The sequence below is a fragment of the Nocardiopsis sp. CNR-923 genome (genome assembly GCF_001942255.1).
Lineage (GTDB): Bacteria > Actinomycetota > Actinomycetes > Streptosporangiales > Streptosporangiaceae > Nocardiopsis.
The window spans coordinates 13,696-35,242 of sequence record NZ_MKKC01000096.1; the positions used below are offsets into that span (position 1 = coordinate 13,696).

The window sequence follows — 21,547 nt, forward strand, 5'->3', positions numbered from 1 at the left end:
GAGCCCGACCGCACCGCGTGCCGCGGCCTCGGGTGGTGCGGGCGGCCCCTCCCGGGAGGTCATACCCCGCATCCGTCCGGACGGAAGGGGCCCCGGCGGCGCCCGACGGACCCGGCCGGCGGGTCAGTCGGCCCTGGACACACCCGCGTCATCGAAGGTGGCGACCTCTCGTAGGGCGCGCGCCGACGCCTGGAGGATCGGCAGGGCCAGCAGCGCCCGACCCCTCCCCCAACCGCATCTCCAGATCCACCAGCGGACGCAGACCCAGGTGGTCCAGGGCCAGCGTGTGCCCGGGCTCGCTGGAACGGTGCCCGGCGAAGCACGCGTGCACCGACTCGGGCGAGATCGCCGCCGCCGCGAGCGCCGCGGACCCGGCGATGACCCCGTCCAGCAGGACGGGGACGCCCAGAGTGGCGCCGCCCAGGACGAAACCGGCCAGGGCGGCGTGCTCCAGACCGCCCAGCCCGGCGAGGGCGCCGATCGGGTCGGCGGGGTCCACCGGGTTGGCCGCCAGGGCGCGCCGCACCACGTCGACCTTGTGCTCGTAGGTGACGTCGTCCACGCCCGTCCCGCGCCCGGTCGCGGCCTCGGGCGCCGCCCCGGTGAAGGCGCACACCAGCGCGGCGGCCGGGGTCGTGTTGGCGATGCCCATGTCGCCGGTGACCAGGCAGCGGTTGCCCGACGAGACCAGGTCGCGGGCGACCTCGATTCCGCTCTCCAGCGCCTGGAGTGCCTGTTCACGGGTCATCGCCGGGCCCTGGGTGAAGTCGGCGGTGCCGCGCGCGACCTTGCGCGGCAGCAGCCCGGCCGCCCGCGGCAGGTCCCCGGCCACGCCCACGTCGACGACGGTGACCTCGGCTCCGACCTGCGCGGCGAAGGCGTTGACCACGGCTCCGCCAGCGAGGAAGTTGTGCACCATCTGGGCCGTGACCTCCTGCGGCCACAGGGTCACCCCTTGGTCGTGGACCCCGTGGTCACCGGCGAACACCGCGACCGCGACCGGCTCGGGGATCGGCGGCGGGCACACACCGGCCAGTCCGGCGAGACGGACCGACACGTCCTCCAGTACGCCGAGGGATCCCTTCGGTTGGTCATGCGGTCCTGACGGGCTCTGGCCTCCTCCACCGCGCGGGTGTTCGGCGCTCCGATGGCGGCGATGGTCTCCTCCAGCAGGCTCGTGGGCTCCTGGCCGGGCAGTCCGCGGCGGCCGTAGCGGTCACGGTGCACCGCCCAGGACAGGGGGCGTCCGCCGGCGGGGTCGGTCCGCGGATCCGCGGGGAACTCCTCGACGTAGCCGACGCAGAGGTAGGCGACCACCTCCACGTGGGAGGGGAGGCCGAGGACTCGGGCGAGATCGCGTTCGTCGAGGTGGCTGACCCAACCGACCCCGAGCCCCTCGGCCCGCGCGGCCAGCCAGAGGTTCTCGACGGCGAACGCGGGAGCGTAACCCGAGCTCAGCGGCTGGGCGTGGCGGCCCAGTGCGTGCCGACCGCCGCGTGCGGGGTCGACCGTGACGGCGATGTTGAGCGGGGCGTCGGCGATCGCCTCGACCTTGAGGCCGGACAGTGCGCGGGCGCGGGTTCCGGGCAGGGCGCGCGCGTGATCCTCGCGCTCGGACGCGACCAGGTCGCGCACGCGGCCGCGCAGGTCGGCGTCGGTGATGAGGAGGAAGTCCCAGGGGCGGGCGTCGCGACGCTGGGGGCCTGGTGAGCGGCCCCGAGCAGGCGGGTGAGCACGTCGTCGGGGACGGGGTCGGGGCGAAAGCCGCCGATGACGTCGCGGCGTTCGCTGATCGCACGGTAGACGGCGTCGCGTGCGGAGGCGCCGAAGGTGTGGTCGGCCGGCGGCCCGGAGGCGGCGGCCGGAGCGGGCTGGTGGGGGCGTCGACCGGTGGTCGCGGGCTCCGGGTGGGGCTCGGCGGCTTGTTGTGCTTGCACGGTGTCGCTCCGATCCGCTCCCGTGGTCGTGGGACGCGGTTGCTCGGGTCCGGGTGGGGTGGGGTGGGTGTGGGTTTCGGGGACGGCGGGGATCGTGTGCGTCCGGGCGTCGCGCTGGGTCGGGGCGCGGTCACCCGCGTGGACCGGGATGACGTCGGGCCGGGGTTCGTCGCTGGCGGTCGTTGCGGGGGCGCGGGCCGGTCGGGGCCGAGCGGACGCGGGCACGGACACGACGGCGGGCTGTCCGTGGCCGGGTGTGCTGGAGGGCTCGGGCGGGGCGGACGCGGTCTGGTCGTGTGCCACGGCTCGCTGGGCGGGCCCCTCCGATTCAGCCGCGGTGTCGCCGGGCTTGGCCGAGGTCACCCCGCCGGGTCTCGGCGCCGGGCCGCTCCCGGCGTCCCGGCCGTGCGCGGTCGCGTCAACGGGCGCCGGTTTCGGAGGCGTCGTCGGCTCCTCGGCGGCGGCCGTCGCCGTGTCCGTCTCCCGCCCCCGCGACGGCGCGGGCGGAGCCTGCCCGACCGTCGTTGGGATCGGCTCCGTGGGCACAGGGTCCGCGGGCGGCGCCGACGATCGGGACGGCTGGCGGAACGGATTGGCGTCGCGTCGTGGCTGGGTGGGCTGGGCGCCCCGACCGCTCTCGGGCAACCCGTCCAGGAGTCCCCCGGCGTCGCCCGCCCCCGTGGCGGAATCCCCGCTCCGCTTCCGGGACGGCGCGCCTCCGCCGCGCCGGGCTGACCCGAGGTCGCCGTTGGTCATGATCGCTCCCCGAAGAGGTGTGTCGACTACCCGTTGTCCGCCTGATCCGACATTGACCCGTAAGCGTAGTCTGCAACGTTCCTACCGTTCACCCGGGTCCCCGCCCCCCTCGACCGTCCCGGCGTGTTCGAGGACTCACCCGGTCAACTCTGCCAGAGCCCGCACCAGGACACGGTTGGCGTCGGGTCCACGCACCGCCACCCGGAACCACTCCGGCCCCAACCCCGGGAACGTGTCCCCACGCCGAACGGCGACGCCGCGCTCCCGCAACCCCTGCCTGAGCCCTGCCCCGTCCGGCGAACCCACCAGGAGGAAGGACGCCCGCGCGGACGGCACGACCGTCAGTCCCAGCCCGCGCAACGACGACGCCAGACCCTCCCTGCGCCCCGCCAGCTCCACCGCCCAGCGCTCCGCCTCCGCGACGGCCTCGGCGGAGCAGCAGGCCTCGGTCGCCACCAGCGCCGGGGTGGACACCGACCAGAGCGGCTGGGCCGCCGACAACGTCCGCACGAGGCTGGGACCGGCCAACGCGTACCCCGCGCGCAACCCCGCCAGCGACCACGTCTTGGTCAGACTCCGCACGACCACCAGTCCGGGCAGGTCCCCCCGGGACGCCAGGGACTCGGGCTCGGCCGGAACGCAGTCGGCGAAGGCCTCGTCCACGACCAGGACCCGTCCGGGGCGGGCGAGCGACGCCACGGCCCCGGCCGGGTGCAACACGGACGTGGGGTTGGTGGGGTTGCCGAGCACGACCAGGTCGGCGTCGTCGGGCACGAGCGCCGGGTCGAGGAGGAAGTCGGGCGGGAGCAGGACCCGCTCCACCGCGTGCCCGGCCGCGCGCAGCGCCGCCTCGGGCTCGGTGAACTGGGGGTGCACCACCACCGCACGGCGCGGCCGTAGGGCACGGGCGAGGAGGACGAACGCCTCCGCCGCCCCCGCGGTCAGCAGGACCTCGTCCGCGTCACGCCGGTGGCGACGGGCCACGGCCGCCCGCGCGGCCGTTGGATCGGGATAGGAGCCCAGGGTCGCGAGCGATGCGACCAGTCTCCGCGCGAGCCACCCCGGGGGTGCCTCCGCGCGCACGTTGACGGCGAAGTCGAGCAACCCTGCGCCGACCTCGGCGTCGCCGTGGTGCCGCAAATCGTGAGCGCTTCGCACGTGTTCCCCCTCGTTTCGACGGCGCAACGCTACCCAAACACCCCGCAAACATCGCGAAGGCCCATCAACCTCCGTGGTCGGGTCCGCCCCGAGCACCGACCTCGGCGCGCCGAAACGGCGACGGGCACGGGCTTGTGGCAAGCTGTCCGAGCCTCGCCTCACCCCCCGGAAGGACCTGGTGCCGTACCGGCGTCGGGCGGCACGCCCAGGGCGTCCGTCTCCGCCGACGGCAGGGCCCGACCACCCCCGCCCGCTGTGCAGGAGGAAGTATGCGACGCCGCTCGTTCCTGACCGGTTCCACCGCCCTCGCGGGCCTGACCGCGCTCGGCGCCACGGTGCCCGCACGCGGTCCCGCGCTGGCCGGCGCGGAGCCGGAGACGCCCCGTGTCATGGCCGAGCCCTCCCCCGTCACCGGGGGCCTGACCCGTCCACGGACCCGATTCGACGTCGTGACGGTGACCCGGCCGATGACGACGGCCGCCGAACCCGCCATCCGGTTCGAGACCGCCGGCGTCCTCGGCGACTGGACACCGGTGCACCTGCACTCCTCGGGCCGGGAGGACCGCGATCCCGTCTCCTCGGCCGCGGTCCGTGCTCCCGAGGGGGCCACGGGCTACGAGGTGCGCGGCGGTGCCCGGGCCTGGGCGCTGAACCTGAGCGACGGGGAGACGCTGCGCTTGGACGGCCCAACCCGCACGTCCCTGTCGGCTCCGGACGATCACCACCAGCCCCTGGGCGGCTCGGGCGGACGCCCGTCCGTGCGGTTCGTGACCCGCGCGGGTTGGGGCGCGGACGAGTCGTACCGCTTCGACGACGAGGGCAACGACCGCTGGCCCGCGCGGTTCGACCCCGTGCAGGCGCTCACCGTGCACCACACGGCCCTGGCGACCAGCGATGACCACGCGGCCGACGTACGGGCGGTCTACCACCTGCACGCCGTCCAACTGGCGTGGGGGGACATCGGCTACCACGCGCTCATCGACCCGGACGGCGTGGTGTACGAGGGCCGTCACTCCGGCGAGGACGGGGCGCCGATCTTCTCCGGGCGACCGAGGCCGGGCCGGGCCGCGTCCGTGACGGCCGGGCACACCCACACGTTCAACCACGGCAACATCGGGGTGTGCCTGCTCGGTGACTTCACCGACGAACTTCCCACCCGGGCCGCGCGGGACTCCCTCGTCGACGTCCTGCGCTTGCTTTGCGCCGTGACGGGCGCGGACCCGGGGGCGGAGATCGAGTACGTCCATCCGGACACCGGCGCCAGGACGCCGGCACGGACGGTCTCGCGCCACCGCGACTGGCTGGACACCGAATGCCCGGGGAACGCGTTCTCCGAGGTGTTCGACGCCGAGATCCGCCAGCGGGTCGTCCGCGGCCGGGGTTGAGGAGCGCGTGTGGCGAAGCTGCCGCCGCGGTGGGACGGCGCGGTGGGCCCTGTGGAGGCAATCCCGCACATCAGACACCTGTACGTCGTAGATTATCCTGGTACGCGAAGAATGTCCTATGACGCGTAGGGTGTGCGCATCGCCCGACGACCGAGGACCCGCCGCACCCATGCCCGACGCCCCGCCCGCCCAGTGGATCCTGCCGACTGTGATCCTGGAGACGGAACGGCTGAGGCTGCGCGCGTTCGTCGAGGGCGACATCGACGACGTCCACGCCGCCTGCACCGACCCCGAACTCCAGCGGTGGGTGCCCGTCCCCTCCCCCGGCACGCCCTACACCCGCGAGGCCGCCGAACTCTGGTGCCGGGAGACCACGACGCTTCTGCGCACCAGCGGCGACGGACAGCAGTGGGCGATGGCGGAGCGGGAGAACGGCCGTCTCGTGGGATGCATCGGGTTACTGCGCACCCTGTGGCCCGCGATGAACACCGAGATCGGGTACTGGGTGTCGCCCTGGGCCCGGGGGAGGGGACTGGCGACCGAGGCCGCGGTCGCGGTCTCGCGGTGGGCACTCGACCAGGGCTTCCAGCGCGTGGAGATCAAGGCCGCCACGGAGAACGCCGGTTCGCGCGGGGTGGCCGAGCGCGCCGGGTTCACCCTGGAGGGCGTCGAGCGCAGCGCGATGCCGCTGCACGCGGGCCGGGCCGATCTGGCGGTCTACAGCCTCCTCCCCGCCGACCTGGGCCGTTGAGCGGCCGGCGACCCGCCCGACAGGTGCGGCGACCGCGCGATCCGGCACCGCTCTCCCGCGTCCACCCCGTCCACGTGCACGCGCCGCCCGGACGACGGACCGCGAGTTCGTCGCACCGTGCCGGGCTCGGACTCAGTCCCAGACCCTGGACAGCAGCCACTCACCCGTCGAGGTGTCGTGGCGCAGCTCGTACACCCCCTGCGCGTGGGCGGTCCCGGCCTCCACCCGCCAGTGGCGGCGTTCGGGCACCTCGGAGGTGCTGGCCGGGCTCCAGTCCATGCGTACGGTCACCCAGTGGTCGAGGATTCTCCGCACCCCGTAGACTCGACCGTTCCACGTGAACCTGGCCGGTCGCCCGCCGTCCTCGACGACCGTGACCTCGGCGCCGTAGTACCGCCCCACCGCGCTCCCCCTCAACCTCGACCCCTGCCCCGACGCACGCCATCGGACCGCCCGTCCGGAGGAAGCACGAACCGGCGTTCGAACGTGTGTTCTAAGACTAGCGAAATCCGCACTCCCGGGAAACCGTTTCCCGCGCGTGGGCGTCCCCGAGCCCCCGCGCGCAACCGCGAGCGTCCGACCAGAAGGTCCCGCCGAAAGGTCCGCGCGCGGGCCCGCCCACACCGGAACCCGCGGCTCCGCGATCTCCGTACGCTGCCAGCCGCCCACCCCCGATCCATGCGAGGGCCTGCAACTGTGACGTCGAACGGGCAACAGAGCGGCCAACCCCTGCGCGCGGGAGATCCGCACCCGGGTTCGGCGTCCGCTCGGGACCGGGCGGCGCCGGTGTGGTCGCGGAGCTGGGCGAGGGCGTGGACGGCCTCTGCGCCGGTCAGCGCGTCGCGCGGGCGATGGCCCCCGGAGGGTACGCCGACCGCGCGGTCGTCCGGGCCGGGCCGAGGCGGGATCCGGCACCCCGGACACCGCGACCCGCACGCGCGCGGGTCCCGCGCCCCGTGACGGTCCGGGCGCGGGACCCACGTCCGCCTCAGTTCTCCTCGCGCGGACCCGGCATCGTGCCGCCCAAGGGCGCACCGGCCCGGCGCACGTCGTCGCGTGCGTCCGCGACGGCGCGCTCGGCCGCCTCCGCCGCCTCCACCGCGGCCTGCTCCGACGACGACCGGTCACGCTCCTCGCCCGCGGTGATCCTCGCCTGACCGGCTCCGGCCTCCTCGGCCCCCTTCTCCGTGGAGGGCACGGTCCTGGCCGCCTCCCCCGCGAACGCGTGGGTGACGTTCTTGATCGCCTCGGTCAGCTCGCCGGGGATGACCCAGAACGTGTTGCCCTCACCCTGTGCCAGGTGCGGCAGGGTCTCCAGGTACTTGTAGGCGAGCAGCTTGGCGTCGGCGTCGTTGGCGTGCACGGCCTGGAAGACCCGCTCTACGGCCTTGGCCTCGCCGTCGGCGCGCAGGATGGCCGCCTGCTGGTCACCCTGGGCCTCCAGGATGGCCTGCTGACGGGCGCCCTCGGCCTTGAGGATCCGGGCCTGGCGCTCACCCTCGGCGTGCAGGATGGCGGCGCGCTTGTCGCGGTCGGCCCGCATCTGCTTCTCCATCGCCTCCTTGATGGTGGGCGGCGGGTCGATCGCCTTGATCTCGACGCGGTTGACCCGAATGCCCCACTTGCCGGTGGTGTCGTCCAGGACCCCGCGCAGGCGGGTGTTGATCTCCTCCCGGGACGTGAGCGTGCGTTCCAGGTCCATGGAGCCGATGACGTTGCGCAGGGTGGTGACGGTGAGCTGGTCTATGGCCTGGAGGAAGTTGGCCACCTCGTAGGCCGCGGCCTTGGGCTGGGTGATCTGGTAGTAGAGGACGGTGTCGATGTTGACGACGAGGTTGTCCTCGGTGATCACCGGCTGGGGCCGGGAGCTGAAGACGTGCTCGCGCAGGTCGAACTTGGTGTTGACGCGGTCGACACCCGGGATGATGAAGTTCAGGCCCGGGTTGAGGGTCTTGATGTAGCGACCGAAGCGCTCGATGTTGTAGGCCCTCGCCTGCGGGACGATGCGGATCGCCGACAGGGCGATGGCCACGAGGATGACCGCGAGGATGACGAATGGAATAGTCGGGTCGAACATGTCCGCACCTGACCTTGGGGTCGTGGCTGTGGATCGGGATTTCCCGGGACGTCGGAGCCCGTCGCCTCAGGGCTCAGGGCAGGGCCTCCCTGGGGTAGACCACGGCGGTGGCGCCGTCGATCTCCATGACGTCGACGTGCGCTCCGACCGGGATCACGAGGTCCTCGTCGATGCACCGTGCCGACCACTCCTCTCCGGAGAGTTTGATCAGCCCGCGGTCGCCGTCGACCTCCTGGAGGACGACCCCGGAGCGACCCACGAGGGCGGCGGCGCCCGAGCGCGCGTCGGGCCCTCGCGTCATCTGTCGCTGCATGATCGGCCGGACCAGGACGAGTCCGGCGGCGGCGGTCGCGGCGAACCCGACGATCTGCACGGCCACGGGCAGGCCGATCGCGCCCAGGAGCGCGGCCACCAGTGCCGCGACGGCGACGAGCCCCAGCACGAAGGTCAGTGTGAGGGCCTCGGCGACTCCGAGGGCGACAGCGAGGATCATCCAGATCAGCCAGTCAGGCATGTTCTGCGGCCCTCCCGCGATGTATCGGGTAATCCTAAGCTACCCAGACGCGTCAGCCGAAGCACGTGATCGGCCGGAGTGATACGCGGACGCGGCCCGCGACGGCCCTCACTCGCGGGCAGCCACGGACCGCGGCGGCGTGCGGTCCGTCCACCTGGTCCCCGGCACGCCGGGGACCAGGTCAGGACGGGTCAGCGACCTCCGGAGAACTGGTAGACCATCTGGTACGTGGGCCGGTTCTGCCAGTTGATCGTCCACATGCCGATCCCGCCGACAGCGCTGTGGACCACCGAGTCGGCGCACACCTGGTCCCCGGCCGAGCACGACCCGTCACCCGGGTAGACCCCGTTCGCGGGGACGTCCACGGCCTCGGCGAGGGTGTCGAGCAGGACCGTGCGGCAGGCGTCCAGGTCCCCGCCCCCGCAGTAGGAGTCGCCCAGGGCCCCTTCCACGTCGTGGCCCAGCACTGACCGCAGGTCCTTGTCGACGTAGGACCACCAGCCGTGCTGGAAGGCCGTACCGGCGTGGCCGCCGCCGGACGGCGCCTCGTCGACACGGGCGGCCCGGGTCAGCTCGCTGTAGAGGGCCCCGCCGAGCCCGGGTTGGAACTGGCCCCGGACCAGGCGCGGCCACCAGGCGTCGAGCACGCGGATGGCGTCGGCGTGCGCGTAGCTACCGGAGTCGCGTTCGGATTCGCGGCGCAGCGATCCGGACTCGTTCCAGGCGCGCAACTCCTCGACGGCGGCGGCCAGGTCGGGATCGTCGACCTCGGCGGAGTCGATGACCTCCAGCAGCAGCGGGAGGACCTCCTGGGCCCGCAGGTCGGCGGTCCCGGCCTCCATCATCACCCGGGTGAGCGAGGCGGGGGTGAACCGGTGGCCGCTGTCGACGAGCGCCGAGACGCGGCCGTCGAGCAGGTCACCGCGGTGCACAGACCCGGTGGCCCAGCCGGAGGTGTACCCCTGGGCGGGCTTGTTGTTCCAGTTGACGATGTAGTCGGGGTTGATCGCCTGCGGGTGGTCGGACAGCGGGTGGTAGTCCGCCGTGTTGGTCGCGGGGTCCCAGCCCGACCAGCCCGTCGCCGCGGAGGCGTCGATCGGCAGGTTGGGGTTCGTGCCCGCGAGCCGGACCGGGTTGGCTCCGGAGTTGACGAAGGCGATGTCCTCGTCGTCGACGTAGTGCCAGTTGAACGCGTAACCGATGTCGTAGGCGGCCTCGGTGAAGGTCTCCGCCGAGGTCACCGCGTCCGGGTCGTTGAACTGCTGGAAGCCGAGGATCGAGTCGACCTCCCGCATGTAGGTGGATCGCAGCTCGGTGAAGGCGACGGGATCGCCGTCGACCGTGGCGAAGGACCGCACCAGGCCGTACTCGGAGCGCAGGGAGGTGAGGGTGTAGCCGCCCGCCGGGGTCTGGTCGGCGACGGTGGGCTTCCAGTCGTTGGAGACGCTGAGCTCGTCGAAGGGCACGCACGCGCCCGCGGTGTCGACGTAGTGCCGCGAGTCCGTCGTGGGGGCGGAGCCGTCGGTCTCGCACAGCTCGACGGCGAAGGTGTCGGTGAGGTCCTGGCCCGCCGACGTGGCGCTCCACGCGTAGTCGACGCCGCGTCCCATCTGGACGTAGAAGCTCAGGCCCGCGAAGGAGGCGCCCCGGGCGCTGATCCCGGGCCCCTGGAGTTCCTGGAGCACCAGCAGCTGCGGGGAGAAGTAGCTGGTCTGGGGGCCCATGACGGCGACGGGGTTGCCGCTCCCGGTGTGCTCGCCCGAGACCAGCAGAGCGTTGGACATGCCGCGCGGGTCGAGGAACCCGTCGGGCAGGACACCGTCGTTGAAGACGCCCTCCAGGGCGTCCACGTCGCCCTCCCCGGCCATCTCCTCGACCTGCTCCAACTGGGAGTCCGACAGGTCGTCCAGAGTCGGCGGGTCGGCGGTGTCCTCGGGTTCCTCGGTCCCCGCCTCCGCGGCGAGCGAATCGGCGCTCGCACCGGAGACCCCGGAGCCGTGCTCGTCGTGGACGATGTCGTAGGGCTCGACCGAGCCCGGGTCCGGCAGGACCTCGCCGACGGGGTCGTCGGGAGTGCCGGTGTAGGGGAAGTCTCCCTCGACGCTGACCACGGCCTCGGGGTCGTTCTCCATCCGCCAGTCGGCGTAGAGTTCGGCGCCGCGCTCGGCGCCGTAGCGGTCCTGGAAGTTGGCGAGGACGATCGCGGAGCGGACCTCGCCGCCGCCACCGCCGCCGAAGATGCCGCCGACCATGGCCGCGATGCCGACCACGTCGGTGCGCTTGAAGGCCTCGATCTCCCCGCGGTTGGTGATGGCGTTCTTGTGACCGGTCAGGACGTACTCACCGGGGAAGTAGCGGCCCCGGTCGGACTGGCGGATGTAGGCGTTGACGCCTTCGAGGTAGGCGTCGACGTCCTCCAGCGCCTGGCGGCCGCGCTCGCCGCTGGCGACGACGCGGTCGATCTGGTCCTGCTTCTCCTCCTCCGTGTAGGGGGCGGTGCGCCACAGGTCCTGTTCGAGGGCGCGGTTACCCCCCGCCCCGCCCGCGAAGGAGGTGAGTTCACCCCGGCCGACGCGACGCAGGACGTCCATGAGGAAGAGGCGGTCCTCGGCGGCGGCGTACCCGGCGCCGAACATGGTGCCCTCGCGCGTGGTCCCGGTGACGTGGGGGATGCCGTGATCGGAGTCCCGCACGATGGTCACGTCAGCGCGGGGCTCGTACTCGCGGCCAACGTCGCGGGAGTCGACCCCGAACGTGGAGTCGAGGAAGAAGTCGTCGAGGTCCTCCTCGGTGAGGCCGTCGTAGTGGTGGACGAGGCTGTCGTACATGTCCAGCTGGCTGGACGAGTGCCGGGGGCGGGTTCCGAAGAGCTGGTGGCTGAGGATCTCGACGAGCGTCGCGTCGCCGTTCTGGCCGGGTGGGAGGATGTCGTGGCAGCCCTCGGGGGCGCAGTAGTCGGGAAGGGGTTCGGGGGCGGCCGCGGCCGTGGTCGCGGGGAGCGCGCCCGCGGTCGCCGCCGTGACCACGAGTGCGGCGCCCGCGGCGCCGGTACGCAGTCGCGTGCTGAGTCGGGGGAACACGTGCTGTCACCACCTGGAGGTCGGCGATGGATCAGCGGCATGTTATGTGTGGTTCAGCTAATCGCGAAAGACATTCATGTTTACTCGTTCGAGCCTGTGGAGGCGCCGAGAATTCGAGGGTTTGACGTGACCCACGCCACACGCAGCCGGAACGCGTCGAACACGGAATGATTCTCCATCGTCACGGGGAGTGGCGCATGGCCACATCCGGCCAATTTAACTCCCGCCCCGGACGTCCCATCAGGGCACGAATCTCTACTTTGATCCAGTTTCCGCCTGACGTGCCCGGCACCTCTGACACAATCGCGGCATGAACCAGTACCCCAACCCCAACCCGGGCGACCCGTGGCAGCAGCCCAGCGGTGAGCACCACGGGTGGGGACTACCCCCTGAACAGCACGGTGGCGGGGCGATGGAGCCCTACAACCAGGGGACCGGAGGCTACCAGCCCCCCGTCCCCACACTCCCGTCCCCCACGAGACCCCCCTCCTCACCATCGGGGACATCGCGATCACCCAGAACTTGGTGATCACCCCCGGCGGGCGTTTCCCCATCAAGGGGACGGTGTGGACGGTCACCGACATGAGCCGCACCGAGACCAGCACCCCGACCTGGGCGGTCATCACCGCGATTCTGATCTTCTGGTGGACCTGCCTGCTCGGCCTGCTCATCCTGCTGGTCAAGGAGCACAAGACCTCGGGCCACATCCAGGTGACCGTCCAGGGGCACGGCAGCTACCACGCGACCAGCATCCCGGCGGCGCACCCGAGCCTGGGCCGTCAGATCAACGACCAGGTCAACTACGCGCGCAGCCTCGCCGCGTGAGCCGCACCACGCCGGTCACCCCACGGGTCCCGCCGGAGGGATGACCGGCAGGCCGCAGGGCGCCCCCTCGGCCAGGAGCCGCCGGATCCGCTCCGTGTCCAGGTGCCGCTCGACGAGATCGCCGAGGGCGTCTAGGCGGGCCTCGCGCTCCGCCGCGAAGTCGGTGTCCCCAGCCGGGACGTAACCGCGGCCCGCCGCCCGGGCGACGTCCCCGAGGAACGCGCGCCGGAAGGCGTCGTTCTCCAGGGCGCCGTGCCAGGTCGTCCCCCAGACCGCCCCCCGCCGACAACCGTCCAGGAACGGCTCCGCGCCGTGCACGTCGACACGTCCGTGATGGATCTCGTAACCGGCCACGCGTTCGCCGTAGGCGGTTCCCACCGGGCGCCCCAATGTCTTGTCCGGCGCGAAACCCACGGTGGTGGGAAGCAGCCCCAGCCCGGCCACGCGACCCGCCCCCGACTCCACGGGGTCGTCGATCCACCGGGAGAGCATCTGGTAACCGCCGCACACGCCCAGGATCGGGCGGCCTCGGACGGCCCGGTCGGCGAGCACCGGCGCGAGGCCGCGCTCGCGCAGCCAGGCCAGGTCCGCGACGGTCGCCCGGCTTCCCGGAAGGACCACGAGGTCGGCGTCGGCCAGCTGGTGCGGCGCGGTCACGAAACGCACGTCGACACCGGGTTCCACGGTCAGGGCGTCGACGTCGGTGAAGTTGCTGATCCGGGGGTAGCGGACCACCGCCACGCGCAGGACCTCACCCAGCGGCGGACGCATCGGCCCGCGGGCGACGTCCAGTGCCAGTGAGTCCTCGACGTCCAGCCACAGCCCCTCCAACCAAGGGAGCACCCCGAGCACAGGGCGCCCCGTCAGGGCCCGGAGCATCTCCAGACCGGGCTCCAGGAGTTCCCGTGAGCCGCGGAACTTGTTCACCACGAACCCGGCCACCAGCGCCTGGTCCCGTGCGTCCAGCAACGCCAGGGTGCCGAACATGGACGCGAAAACGCCGCCGCGGTCGATGTCGCCGACGACCACCACCGGCAGGTCGGCGGCGCGGGCCAGACCCATGTTCGCGATGTCGCCCGCGCGCAGGTTGATCTCAGCCGGGCTGCCGGCACCCTCGCAGACGACCACGTCGTACCGGGCGCGCAGGCGCGCCAGCGCCTTCAGGGAGGCCTCGCGCATGCGCTCACGCCGGTCCCCGTAGCCGAGGGCGTCGACGTCGCCGACCGCGCGGCCGTTGAGGACGACCTGGCTGCGGCCGTCGCCCCCGGGCTTGAGCAGTACGGGGTTCATGTCCGCGGTCGGTTCGATGCCGCACGCCGCCGCCTGCATGGCCTGGGCGCGGCCGATCTCCGCGCCCCCGGGTGTGACCACCGAGTTGAGCGACATGTTCTGGGCCTTGAAGGGCGCCACACTGACGCCCTCCCTGGCCAGCCAGCGGCACAGACCAGCCGTGACCACACTCTTGCCCGCGTCCGAGGTGGTCCCCGCGACCAGCAGCGCGTTCACCGCGCCACCCCGACCGCCACGGCCAGGGCCAGGACGTTGACCGCCCTCGCCAGGCACACCGCGCGCCGGATGTCGGCGACCTCGACGGATGGTCCGTCACCCAGCACCGGCCTGTGCTCCTCCCGGCCCGCGTACGCGTTGACGCCGCCCAGGGACCGACCGAGCGCGCCCGCGAACGCGGCCTCGCACTGACCGGCGTTCGGGCTGGGGTGGGCGTTTCCGTCGCGGCGCCACGCCCGCCACGCCCGCTGGACGTCGCCGCCCACCACGGGCGCCGCCAGGACGGTCAACAGGGCGGTGAGCCTGGCGGGCCCCCACCCGGCGAGGTCGTCCAGGCGTGCCGCGGCCGTGCCGAACCGTGCGTACCGGGCGTTCCGGCGGCCCACCATGGCGTCCAGGGTGTTCACCGCGCGAAACCCCGCGAGACCGGGGACCCCCGCGAGAGCACCCCAGACGAGGGGGCCCACGACCGCGTCGGAGGTGTTCTCGGCGACGGACTCCACGACCGCGCGTGCGATCTGGCCCTGGTCCAGCTCCGCGGGATCACGACCGCACAGGCCCCTGAGGAGTCCACGTGCCCGCTCCAGATCGCCGGCCTCCAGCGCGTCGGCGACCCTCCCGGCCTCGCGCCCCAGCATGGAACCCCCGAGCGTCGCCCACGTGGTGACGGCAGTCGGCGCGACCCCGCGCACCAGCGAACCGGCCACCACGACCGGTGCCACGCGCCCGCGGCGAAGAGTGCCCCCGCCCACCGTGAGTCCCGGTAGACGAGGCGTTCCCATTCCTGCGCGACACGGCCGAAGAGGGCCACGGGGTGTCCACGGCGAGGGTCCGGCACCACCGCATCGAGCAGGAAACCAGCCACCAGTCCTAGAGATCGCACCCGACCACGGTATCGGTGTCAACAGCCGCTCCAGGCAAGCCCAAACCGCGGCAAACCAACGTTTGCCACGCAATGTATTCGCCCATACACCTAGAGCGTCCTACAGTCGACCGTGAAGGGAAAGCCCGATGCTGGTCACACTGGCGTCCATGATGCTCCTCGCGGGTCAGTGGTGGATGTTCTGACCCGCCGGGCCGCCCTCCGAGGGGCGGCCCCGTCGGACTTCGCGAAACGCCAGCGGCACAGCACCGCATCGGGGGTTAATCACCGGTAACGTGGTGCACGAGGCCCATAGCACCCGGTTTGGTGGAGCACGAGTGGTAACGAGACGCATCTACGAATGACTGTCGTTGGTCAGGCTTTGCCCGGCTGTGGGCGACATCAGACGAATACCCTAGAATGTCTGCCCGGGACGCCCCAGGCACCACGACTCGGGTCCTCCGATCGCAGGTCGCCGCCCCGGCCCCCGCCCAGGGAGGCAGCACCCCAACCGCGCCAAGGGTAACGGCACGGCAACGCGCTGCCACCCAAGGCGACAATTGAAACAGGCACCCGTAGCTCAGTGGATAGAGCACCGGACTTCTAATCCGATGGCCGCAGGTTCGAATCCTGCCGGGTGCGCCACAAAACCCCAGGTCAAACGGGGTGCGCGAGTCGAACAGACGAGGTGCGCGGCCCCGTTCGGGGCCTGAAATGCTCCGTGTGTGCTCCCCAGTGCAAGGTCCCGTACACGTGGGCCCCACCTCGCGGAGCATTTTGCCATCCCGTGACCCTACGGGACGGTCCTGAACCCGACCCCGGGGCAGCCCCACGTGCGCCCACCAGCGCCCCACAGCCGCCCCGACGCCACGCGGACATCCCCGGAACCCAAACGCACGCCTTGAGCGTGGACCCTGCCCTGTGCCGCCGCGTCGGTACCCGAACACCCCTACCCCAGGGGCCAGCCAGGCGTGGCAACCGCCCACACACGCCGACACCGCCGCCCAGGTGTCACCCCTTGATCCCGGGACCAGGCACCCGCCTCAACCGTCGCCGTGCGGCCCACCCCTGGCCGGGCTCGCCGAACACATCGTCGGTGTCTTTGGCAACGCTGTGGGGCTTGGCGCCAGCGCCTGGTGACGCTGCCGATGCCCGGTGACGGGATGAAGGCGCTCCTCGGACGCGAGGCGGATGCCGAGTTCCACGCACGTGTCCGGAACCGGTCACACCGTGTTGTAGGTCCACCGCGTATCGTCCCTGACCTGGTGCGACTCGACGCGATGGGCCTGCCGGGCACGGCTCCCGCAACCGTGTCCGGGCGGAAAATGTCCCGCGAGACTGACACAATCGGGACAGTACGCACACACCGCTCTATTCCCGACACGATAGGTGTGTGAGGCGGGTGCGCCGTGCCCGAACGCAAACGGACCAGGGAGAAGGTCAGGAGTGAAGTTCGACGTCGTGTCCCCCGACCACGAGAGGGGAACCGCGAGATGGCCCTGGAGTCCCAGCGCAACGCCGGAGAAGTCCCCGAACCGGAGAACACCGCCCCGCCACGGGGCAACGCGCGGATCGTCTGACCCGCGTCCCCGCCCTGCCCCGGATTCCCCCGCGCCCCCGCCCTCTCCTCAGCGAAGGACCCCCTGTGCCCCCAGCCGACACTCCCGCCGCCGGTGCACCGTTGACCATCGAAGAGCAACGAGGCATGCTCACCGACGGCGACGACAAGATCAGCCCCGCCACGTTCCCAGTACCGACCCCCTCACCCGGCTACATCGAGACCCTCGCCTCCCAGTTGCGCACGTCCGGTGGGGCGATCAGCGACATCGGCCACGACATCAACTCCTCCTGGGGCGGCCTGACCGGCTGCTACGTCGCCCCCGAGGCCGGAGAGCTCTACACCGTGCTGAACCCGGTGGCCACCGACGGCGACACCGTCTCCGACGGACTGGACACAGCCGCCAGCGCTCTGGCGGACTTCGCCGACGCGCTCACCGGCATCAAGTCCCGTTGGGAGAGGCTACGTAACGAGGCGACGGAGTTCCGCAACCGCATCGACGCCGAGGGCGACGAGTGGCGTGAGGCCGAGGGGCTCAAGGGGGTCTTCGGTATCGGCCAGAGCCCCAACGTCGCCGAGAACAACGGCTACATCACCCGAGGCGAGAGGCTGATCGAGGACTACGCCGAGGCCGAACGGAACTGCGCCAACCGGATCAACGCCGGAGTCCCCGGCCGCACCCGGTTCGCGGCGATGCCCGAGGGCGACGGCGACCTCGACTCCGGTGTCTTCTACCACGGCTACGAGCAGGACCTGTCGGATCTGGCCACCGCGTGGGGCATGGAGGCGGCCACCACCGACGAGCACTGGTGGGTGGACGTGGGCGCCGCCGTGGGCGACTGGGCCGTGGGCGCGGCCGAGGGCTTGGGCGCGATGGTCGGCGCGCACAGCTCCGAGGGCTGGTTCCAGATGTCCTGGGGTGATGCCCTGTGGGAGAACTGGGAGGGCACCGCCCAGTCGTTGTCCTCGCTGGCGGGGATGTACGACGCCGAGTCCGACTCGTGGGGTTGGTCCGGTTGGGGCACGGTGGGGTCGGCTTGGAGGGACCTGGCGCACTCGGTGGTGCCGTGGGAGGAGTGGGACGACCGGCCGGGCTACGTGATCGGCACCGCCGTGCTCAACATCGGGGTGACGGCGTTGGGCGCGGCGCTGTCCGCGACGGGTGTGGGCGCGGCGGTGGGTGTGCCGCTCATAGCCTGGCGCGGCGCGTCCATCGTCAACGGTATGGGCGGTGGTCGGGTTCCGGACATCGACGTACCCGACGTGAACTCGCCCGGCATCGGCGTCAACCTGAACCTGCCGAACTTCGTCGGGGGTTCGCGGGAGCTGTTCCGCCTCGACACCTCCCGCTTCGATCTGAGCGGGCTGAGCCCGCAACGGTTGTCGGACGTCAAGGGCGCGGTGGAGCGGCTGACCGCCCGGTTCGGCGGCGGGGACGGCTCCGAGGGCACGCAGACCCCCGGTGGGCCGTCCACCCCGCGGACCGTGGCCGACGACGGCGCGGAGGCGACCGGCCCCCGCAACAGCCGCGCCGTGCCCGAGGATCCCACCGCACAAGACCTGGACGACGCCCTCACGGTGCAGGATGTGCTCGATCCGAACTCGCCCGAGGCCGCACGGCTGCGAGGGCGGTACGAGGGCGACTTCCTGGAGAACGACGTCCGCTCCGACGGCAGCCCGGGCAGCTGGGAGCCTCGCAGCACAGCGGTACCGACGGGCCGGAGACCGATGGCGCGCGGGTTCCGGCGGGCGTGGGCGGTCGTGGCGACGACACACTGCACGTGTCCAGGGACACCCCCAGCCCGACTCCGGACCGCCGGGCGGACCTCACCGACATTGGTGACCGTCGGCACGACGGTGACCGCACGCCCGACAGGGGCGTGGACGCGCTGAGCGATCGCGACGCGAACCTGCGTGATCGCGGGCCGGACGCCACCAACAAGGTGGACGAGACCACACCCCGCAGCCGCGACACCGACGACAACGGCACCACCGACCGGTCACCGGACTCGCGCACCGCCGCGGCTGTCACTGACAGCACAAACAACACCGACACCACCGACAGTGGCAGCGACGATTCCGCGAACACCAACACTGCCAACGACTCTAGTAGCCAGGACCCGCCCCTCGCAGACGCGGACAACGGTGACAACGGGAGTGATAGCAGAGGTACTGGCTCCACAGACGACCAGGGGAACGGAAGCGGACTAGGAGCGCGTCCCGCCGATAGCGGGAGCCATCCGGGCCCTGGAACGCCACCGGTGGATCCGACACCGGAACAGAGGATGCAGGTCGCCTATGATCAGATTTCCCACGGCGCGGTCACATTTAGTGATAACGTCGAGGCTGCAAGGTACGGCGCGAACTACTGGAACGACTACGCTGATAAGCTTCCTCCCAATCAGAGGGAGTCGCTATTCAACTACACATCTGATCCCCCGCATTCACCGAACTACGAGGAGATCAACGGTCACCTGCGAAGTGGAACTCCGCCCGCACCAGGCGTTTTTGGACGACATCTCACGCATTGACGAAGCGCTGCGCGGAAGGCCTGTCCCGGAGGATGTGGTCGTCACCCGAGGAACAGGGTTGGGGCATATCAGCATTCCACCATGGCAGATGAAGTACGAGACGAGCGGTTTCACGGACCAGGGATACATGTCGACTTCTCTGGGTGGCCCAGCGCCAGCATTCGCGAGCAACGACGCCATTTTGCACCTACGCGTTCCTCGGGGCACTCCCGCATTGTGGGTGGAACGAGTCTCCGCATTCGGGGGCGGCGAGCGAGAATTGATGCTGGGACGTGGAACCACGTACCGTGTGACGGAAGCGGTTCTGGCGGATGACGGCCAATGGCATATCTATGCTGAGGTCGTTCCTTAAATTCGGAGGCTGGAATGAATAAAAGCGGGCATGACAACGGTAGAATCACCGATAATCTTCCCTTCACTCCAGCTGGAGAGAGAGAAGGTTTTGCCTATACGACCAAGGGAACGGTGTCCTACGTACCGGTGGCCAACGAAGGAGTTGTTCTTGGTTACCTGTGGTGGAGTGACGCTGAGAACGCCGCAGGTTTCGAGCCGCGACCTACGGCGGGCAACAGGGCTTTCCATGCGGCAGTCTCTTGGACTGACGGGCTACATAGGACCGAATACCAGCATCTGACGCCCTCACAGGTGGTGGCCAGACTGGCAGACGACTACGGCGGTCCGGTATCGGGGCACGTTGTCTCAGGAGCTACAGAAGAGGCTCCTAGTCATGAGGCACTCAAACAGATCGCGCGTCGATGATGCGCCCCTGTCTCCTGAGGGTTGTCTTTCCTGGTCGCTTTTCTGTTCCGTGATCTGAAGTGGAGGGGGTGGGCTCCGTTTTTCCAGGGAGCCCACCTGTCAGGAATCCGGTCGCAGCCATCGACCGCCACGCGTCGTCTCGATAGGCGCGCTCAAAAACGACACGGACACCAACAGCCAGACGAAGGGGCCGAAGAGCGAAGGCCAGATGGAGTGGTGCGTGACGAGCCGCACGAGTTGCCGACTCCCGCGTCCCCGTGTCGAGTTCTTCACCGATGTCCTGACAGTCGCCTACCGGGTCCCGTGTCGGCTGCTCGAGTGCTTTAGATCCAATCTCGACCACGCAGCAACCTCATTTCAGGATTGGCCATTAGATTGCGCTCAGCGACTTTTGATCCGATCGGCCCTAGGCATAGGGAAGTCCCAAGCCGGACAAGGTTACATCGAATGACAGCGAGAGGCGAAAGTAATCCACTTTTTGACGCCAGTGAGATCACCGCCCCGTTCACTCTGGCAGCGGTCTTCCTGTCGGTAGACAGCTCGTCACCGACCACCACCATGACCTCCTGCCGTCCACCGCCACCACGTACGCCAGCCCCTTCCCCTGACTGACCAACGAACCGAAGGACACACCTTGACCGGAGACAACGTGACGCTGAAGCGAATCACCCCTGTCTTCCTCACCGCCGTGCTGGCACTGACCGCTTGCGGCTCCGGAGGGGACGAGACCGCGCCAGGGGAGGCGTCGCAGGCTGACGCCGAACCGGAGGAGCCCACGGTCCCGGCCGAGGAACTGTCCGGGTTGCTGGAATACCACCGGGGAACGAGAGGGGTGTTCCTCACCTTCCACGACGTGGAGGATGGAACCCAGAGGAGCCTGATCGGCCTCACTGACCTGGCACTGGCTGAGACGGGTGACATGGGGATCGGGGCATTCTGGGACAGGTTCGCGTTCTCCCCCGACTTCAGGTTCGCCGCCTACGAGCACGACGGCGGGCTCCGCATCGGAGAACTCAACGCCCAGACCTACTCCTACGACCGGACGGAGGTCGTGGAGCCGCAGGAGTCGACCACGTTCAGCGGCGGCGCGATCGAGTACCTCTCCCCGCAGTTCTCCCCGGATGGCAGCCAGCTCTGGTTCGAGGAACAGCACGAGCTCGGTGAGGAGGACTCACGCATCCTCTCCGTCGACGTCACGGATCCGGAAGGGGAACCGGAGCACCGGGGCGATGTCCCGCGTGACGTCGGGACCATCCACGAGGTCGACTCGCGGGTGTTGAGCGGGCAGGGAACCTGGCGAGGCCCGGACAACGTCTACGCCATCACCGGAGACAACCAGTTGGAGGTGCTGGAGAGGGTCAACGACGAGGAGACCGGGCTGGACTACTTCATCGGAGACACCACCGGTGTGGTCCCCTGGAACTTCGTCGAGGGGGCACCGGGCCAGTTCTTCGGCCCGATCGGCTTCGACCGCAGCACATTCACCGAACTGCACTCGCTCTCGGTCTCCGATGACGGGACCGTCTCCGATGAGGGGATCGACCTCGAAGCCACCGGCAACAGCATCAGTCGCGTGTGGGCCGACGAGGAACATGGCCGCCTGATCCTCTTGGCCGGGAACTCCTACTTCGCCTACACACCTGGCTCAGACGAAGAACCGGTGGCACTCTTCGACGACCTCACGTATGAGGGAAGGCCCGAAGGTACTGTCCAGACCGAGATCCTGGGCGTCTACCCGGTCCACAACGGCTAGGTCCTGTCTGGAGTTCGAATTATGGACGCGGTGCGATGCTGCGGAGCCAGAGCATCGCACCGCATAGGTGCAGCCCGGCCTCGTAGCTCTCCGGG

16 protein-coding genes, 1 tRNA gene and 1 pseudogene are annotated in these 21,547 nt (G+C 70.7%); 9 read left to right on the top strand and 9 right to left on the bottom strand.

What is annotated here, in order from left to right; translation table 11 throughout:
- Nucleotides 1-148 precede the first annotated feature (148 nt).
- From cobT to cobC, 3 genes are all read right to left on the bottom strand, one after another.
- Nucleotides 149-1,057 (bottom strand): nicotinate-nucleotide--dimethylbenzimidazole phosphoribosyltransferase, encoded by a 909-nt coding sequence (gene cobT / locus BJF83_RS31155; RefSeq protein ID WP_075927003.1) that lies wholly within the window; start codon nt 1,055-1,057, stop codon nt 149-151.
- On the bottom strand, nt 949-1,635 hold the full coding sequence (locus tag BJF83_RS31160; RefSeq protein ID WP_075927004.1) for a nitroreductase family protein: 687 nt from the start codon (nt 1,633-1,635) through the stop codon (nt 949-951). Before BJF83_RS31160 ends, cobT begins: the two co-directional genes overlap by 109 nt.
- A 1,193-nt stretch (nt 1,636-2,828) precedes the next feature.
- Nucleotides 2,829-3,851: an Rv2231c family pyridoxal phosphate-dependent protein CobC gene (cobC, locus tag BJF83_RS16585; protein WP_143831932.1), complete on the bottom strand. Its 1,023-nt coding sequence runs from the start codon at nt 3,849-3,851 to the stop codon at nt 2,829-2,831.
- Between the two features lie 269 nt (nt 3,852-4,120).
- On the opposite strand from cobC, the gene BJF83_RS16590 reads away from it, so the two are divergent.
- Nucleotides 4,121-5,236: a peptidoglycan recognition family protein gene (locus BJF83_RS16590; RefSeq protein ID WP_075927006.1), complete on the top strand. Its 1,116-nt coding sequence runs from the start codon at nt 4,121-4,123 to the stop codon at nt 5,234-5,236.
- A 169-nt stretch (nt 5,237-5,405) separates the two neighbouring features.
- Entirely contained in the window at nt 5,406-5,987 is a 582-nt protein-coding gene (locus BJF83_RS16595; RefSeq protein WP_075927007.1) for a GNAT family N-acetyltransferase, read from the top strand.
- Between the two features lie 132 nt (nt 5,988-6,119).
- On the opposite strand, the gene BJF83_RS16600 is transcribed toward BJF83_RS16595, so the two are convergent.
- The 4 genes from BJF83_RS16600 to BJF83_RS16615 all read right to left on the bottom strand — a co-directional run bounded on the left by BJF83_RS16600 (nt 6,120) and on the right by BJF83_RS16615 (nt 11,658).
- On the bottom strand, nt 6,120-6,389 hold the full coding sequence (locus tag BJF83_RS16600) for a DUF6504 family protein (RefSeq protein ID WP_187347167.1): 270 nt from the start codon (nt 6,387-6,389) through the stop codon (nt 6,120-6,122).
- Between the two features lie 586 nt (nt 6,390-6,975).
- Complete coding sequence (locus BJF83_RS16605) at nt 6,976-8,064, bottom strand: SPFH domain-containing protein (RefSeq protein ID WP_075927009.1); 1,089 nt, start codon at nt 8,062-8,064, stop codon at nt 6,976-6,978.
- 73 nt (nt 8,065-8,137) lie between these two features.
- The gene (locus tag BJF83_RS16610) at nt 8,138-8,578 is read right to left on the bottom strand and encodes an NfeD family protein (RefSeq protein WP_075927010.1); all 441 of its coding nucleotides are present in this window, start codon (nt 8,576-8,578) and stop codon (nt 8,138-8,140) included.
- A 191-nt stretch (nt 8,579-8,769) separates the two neighbouring features.
- Nucleotides 8,770-11,658 carry a penicillin acylase family protein gene (locus BJF83_RS16615; protein ID WP_075927011.1) on the bottom strand — a complete coding sequence of 963 codons (2,889 nt, stop codon included), beginning with the start codon at nt 11,656-11,658 and terminating at the stop codon, nt 8,770-8,772.
- 522 nt (nt 11,659-12,180) lie between these two features.
- On the opposite strand from BJF83_RS16615, the gene BJF83_RS31165 reads away from it, so the two are divergent.
- The gene (locus BJF83_RS31165) at nt 12,181-12,483 is read left to right on the top strand and encodes a hypothetical protein (RefSeq protein WP_394329344.1); all 303 of its coding nucleotides are present in this window, start codon (nt 12,181-12,183) and stop codon (nt 12,481-12,483) included.
- 15 nt (nt 12,484-12,498) lie between these two features.
- Here the strand turns inward: BJF83_RS31165 and BJF83_RS16625 are convergent, their stop codons facing one another.
- Nucleotides 12,499-13,989: a cobyric acid synthase gene (locus BJF83_RS16625; protein WP_075927012.1), complete on the bottom strand. Its 1,491-nt coding sequence runs from the start codon at nt 13,987-13,989 to the stop codon at nt 12,499-12,501.
- A pseudogene (locus tag BJF83_RS16630) lies at nt 13,986-14,854 on the bottom strand (cobalamin biosynthesis protein). Before BJF83_RS16630 ends, BJF83_RS16625 begins: the two are co-directional and overlap by 4 nt.
- A gap of 566 nt (nt 14,855-15,420) precedes the next feature.
- On the opposite strand from BJF83_RS16630, the gene BJF83_RS16635 reads away from it, so the two are divergent.
- From BJF83_RS16635 to BJF83_RS16650, 6 genes are all read left to right on the top strand, one after another.
- Nucleotides 15,421-15,496: transfer RNA gene (locus tag BJF83_RS16635), tRNA-Arg, on the top strand.
- A gap of 764 nt (nt 15,497-16,260) precedes the next feature.
- A complete protein-coding gene (locus BJF83_RS27540) occupies nt 16,261-16,431 on the top strand; it encodes a hypothetical protein (protein ID WP_158070387.1) in 171 nt (56 codons plus the stop codon).
- A 65-nt stretch (nt 16,432-16,496) separates the two neighbouring features.
- The gene (locus tag BJF83_RS16640) at nt 16,497-18,302 is read left to right on the top strand and encodes a hypothetical protein (protein WP_158070388.1); all 1,806 of its coding nucleotides are present in this window, start codon (nt 16,497-16,499) and stop codon (nt 18,300-18,302) included.
- Complete coding sequence (locus BJF83_RS27545; RefSeq protein WP_158070389.1) at nt 18,290-18,940, top strand: hypothetical protein; 651 nt, start codon at nt 18,290-18,292, stop codon at nt 18,938-18,940. Before BJF83_RS16640 ends, BJF83_RS27545 begins: the two co-directional genes overlap by 13 nt.
- A gap of 34 nt (nt 18,941-18,974) precedes the next feature.
- A complete protein-coding gene (locus tag BJF83_RS31170) occupies nt 18,975-19,292 on the top strand; it encodes an ADP-ribosyltransferase (RefSeq protein ID WP_394329346.1) in 318 nt (105 codons plus the stop codon).
- Between the two features lie 1,041 nt (nt 19,293-20,333).
- Nucleotides 20,334-21,452, top strand: coding sequence for a hypothetical protein (locus BJF83_RS16650; RefSeq protein ID WP_075927015.1), 1,119 nt, complete (start codon nt 20,334-20,336; stop codon nt 21,450-21,452).
- Nucleotides 21,453-21,547: the final 95 nt, after the last annotated feature.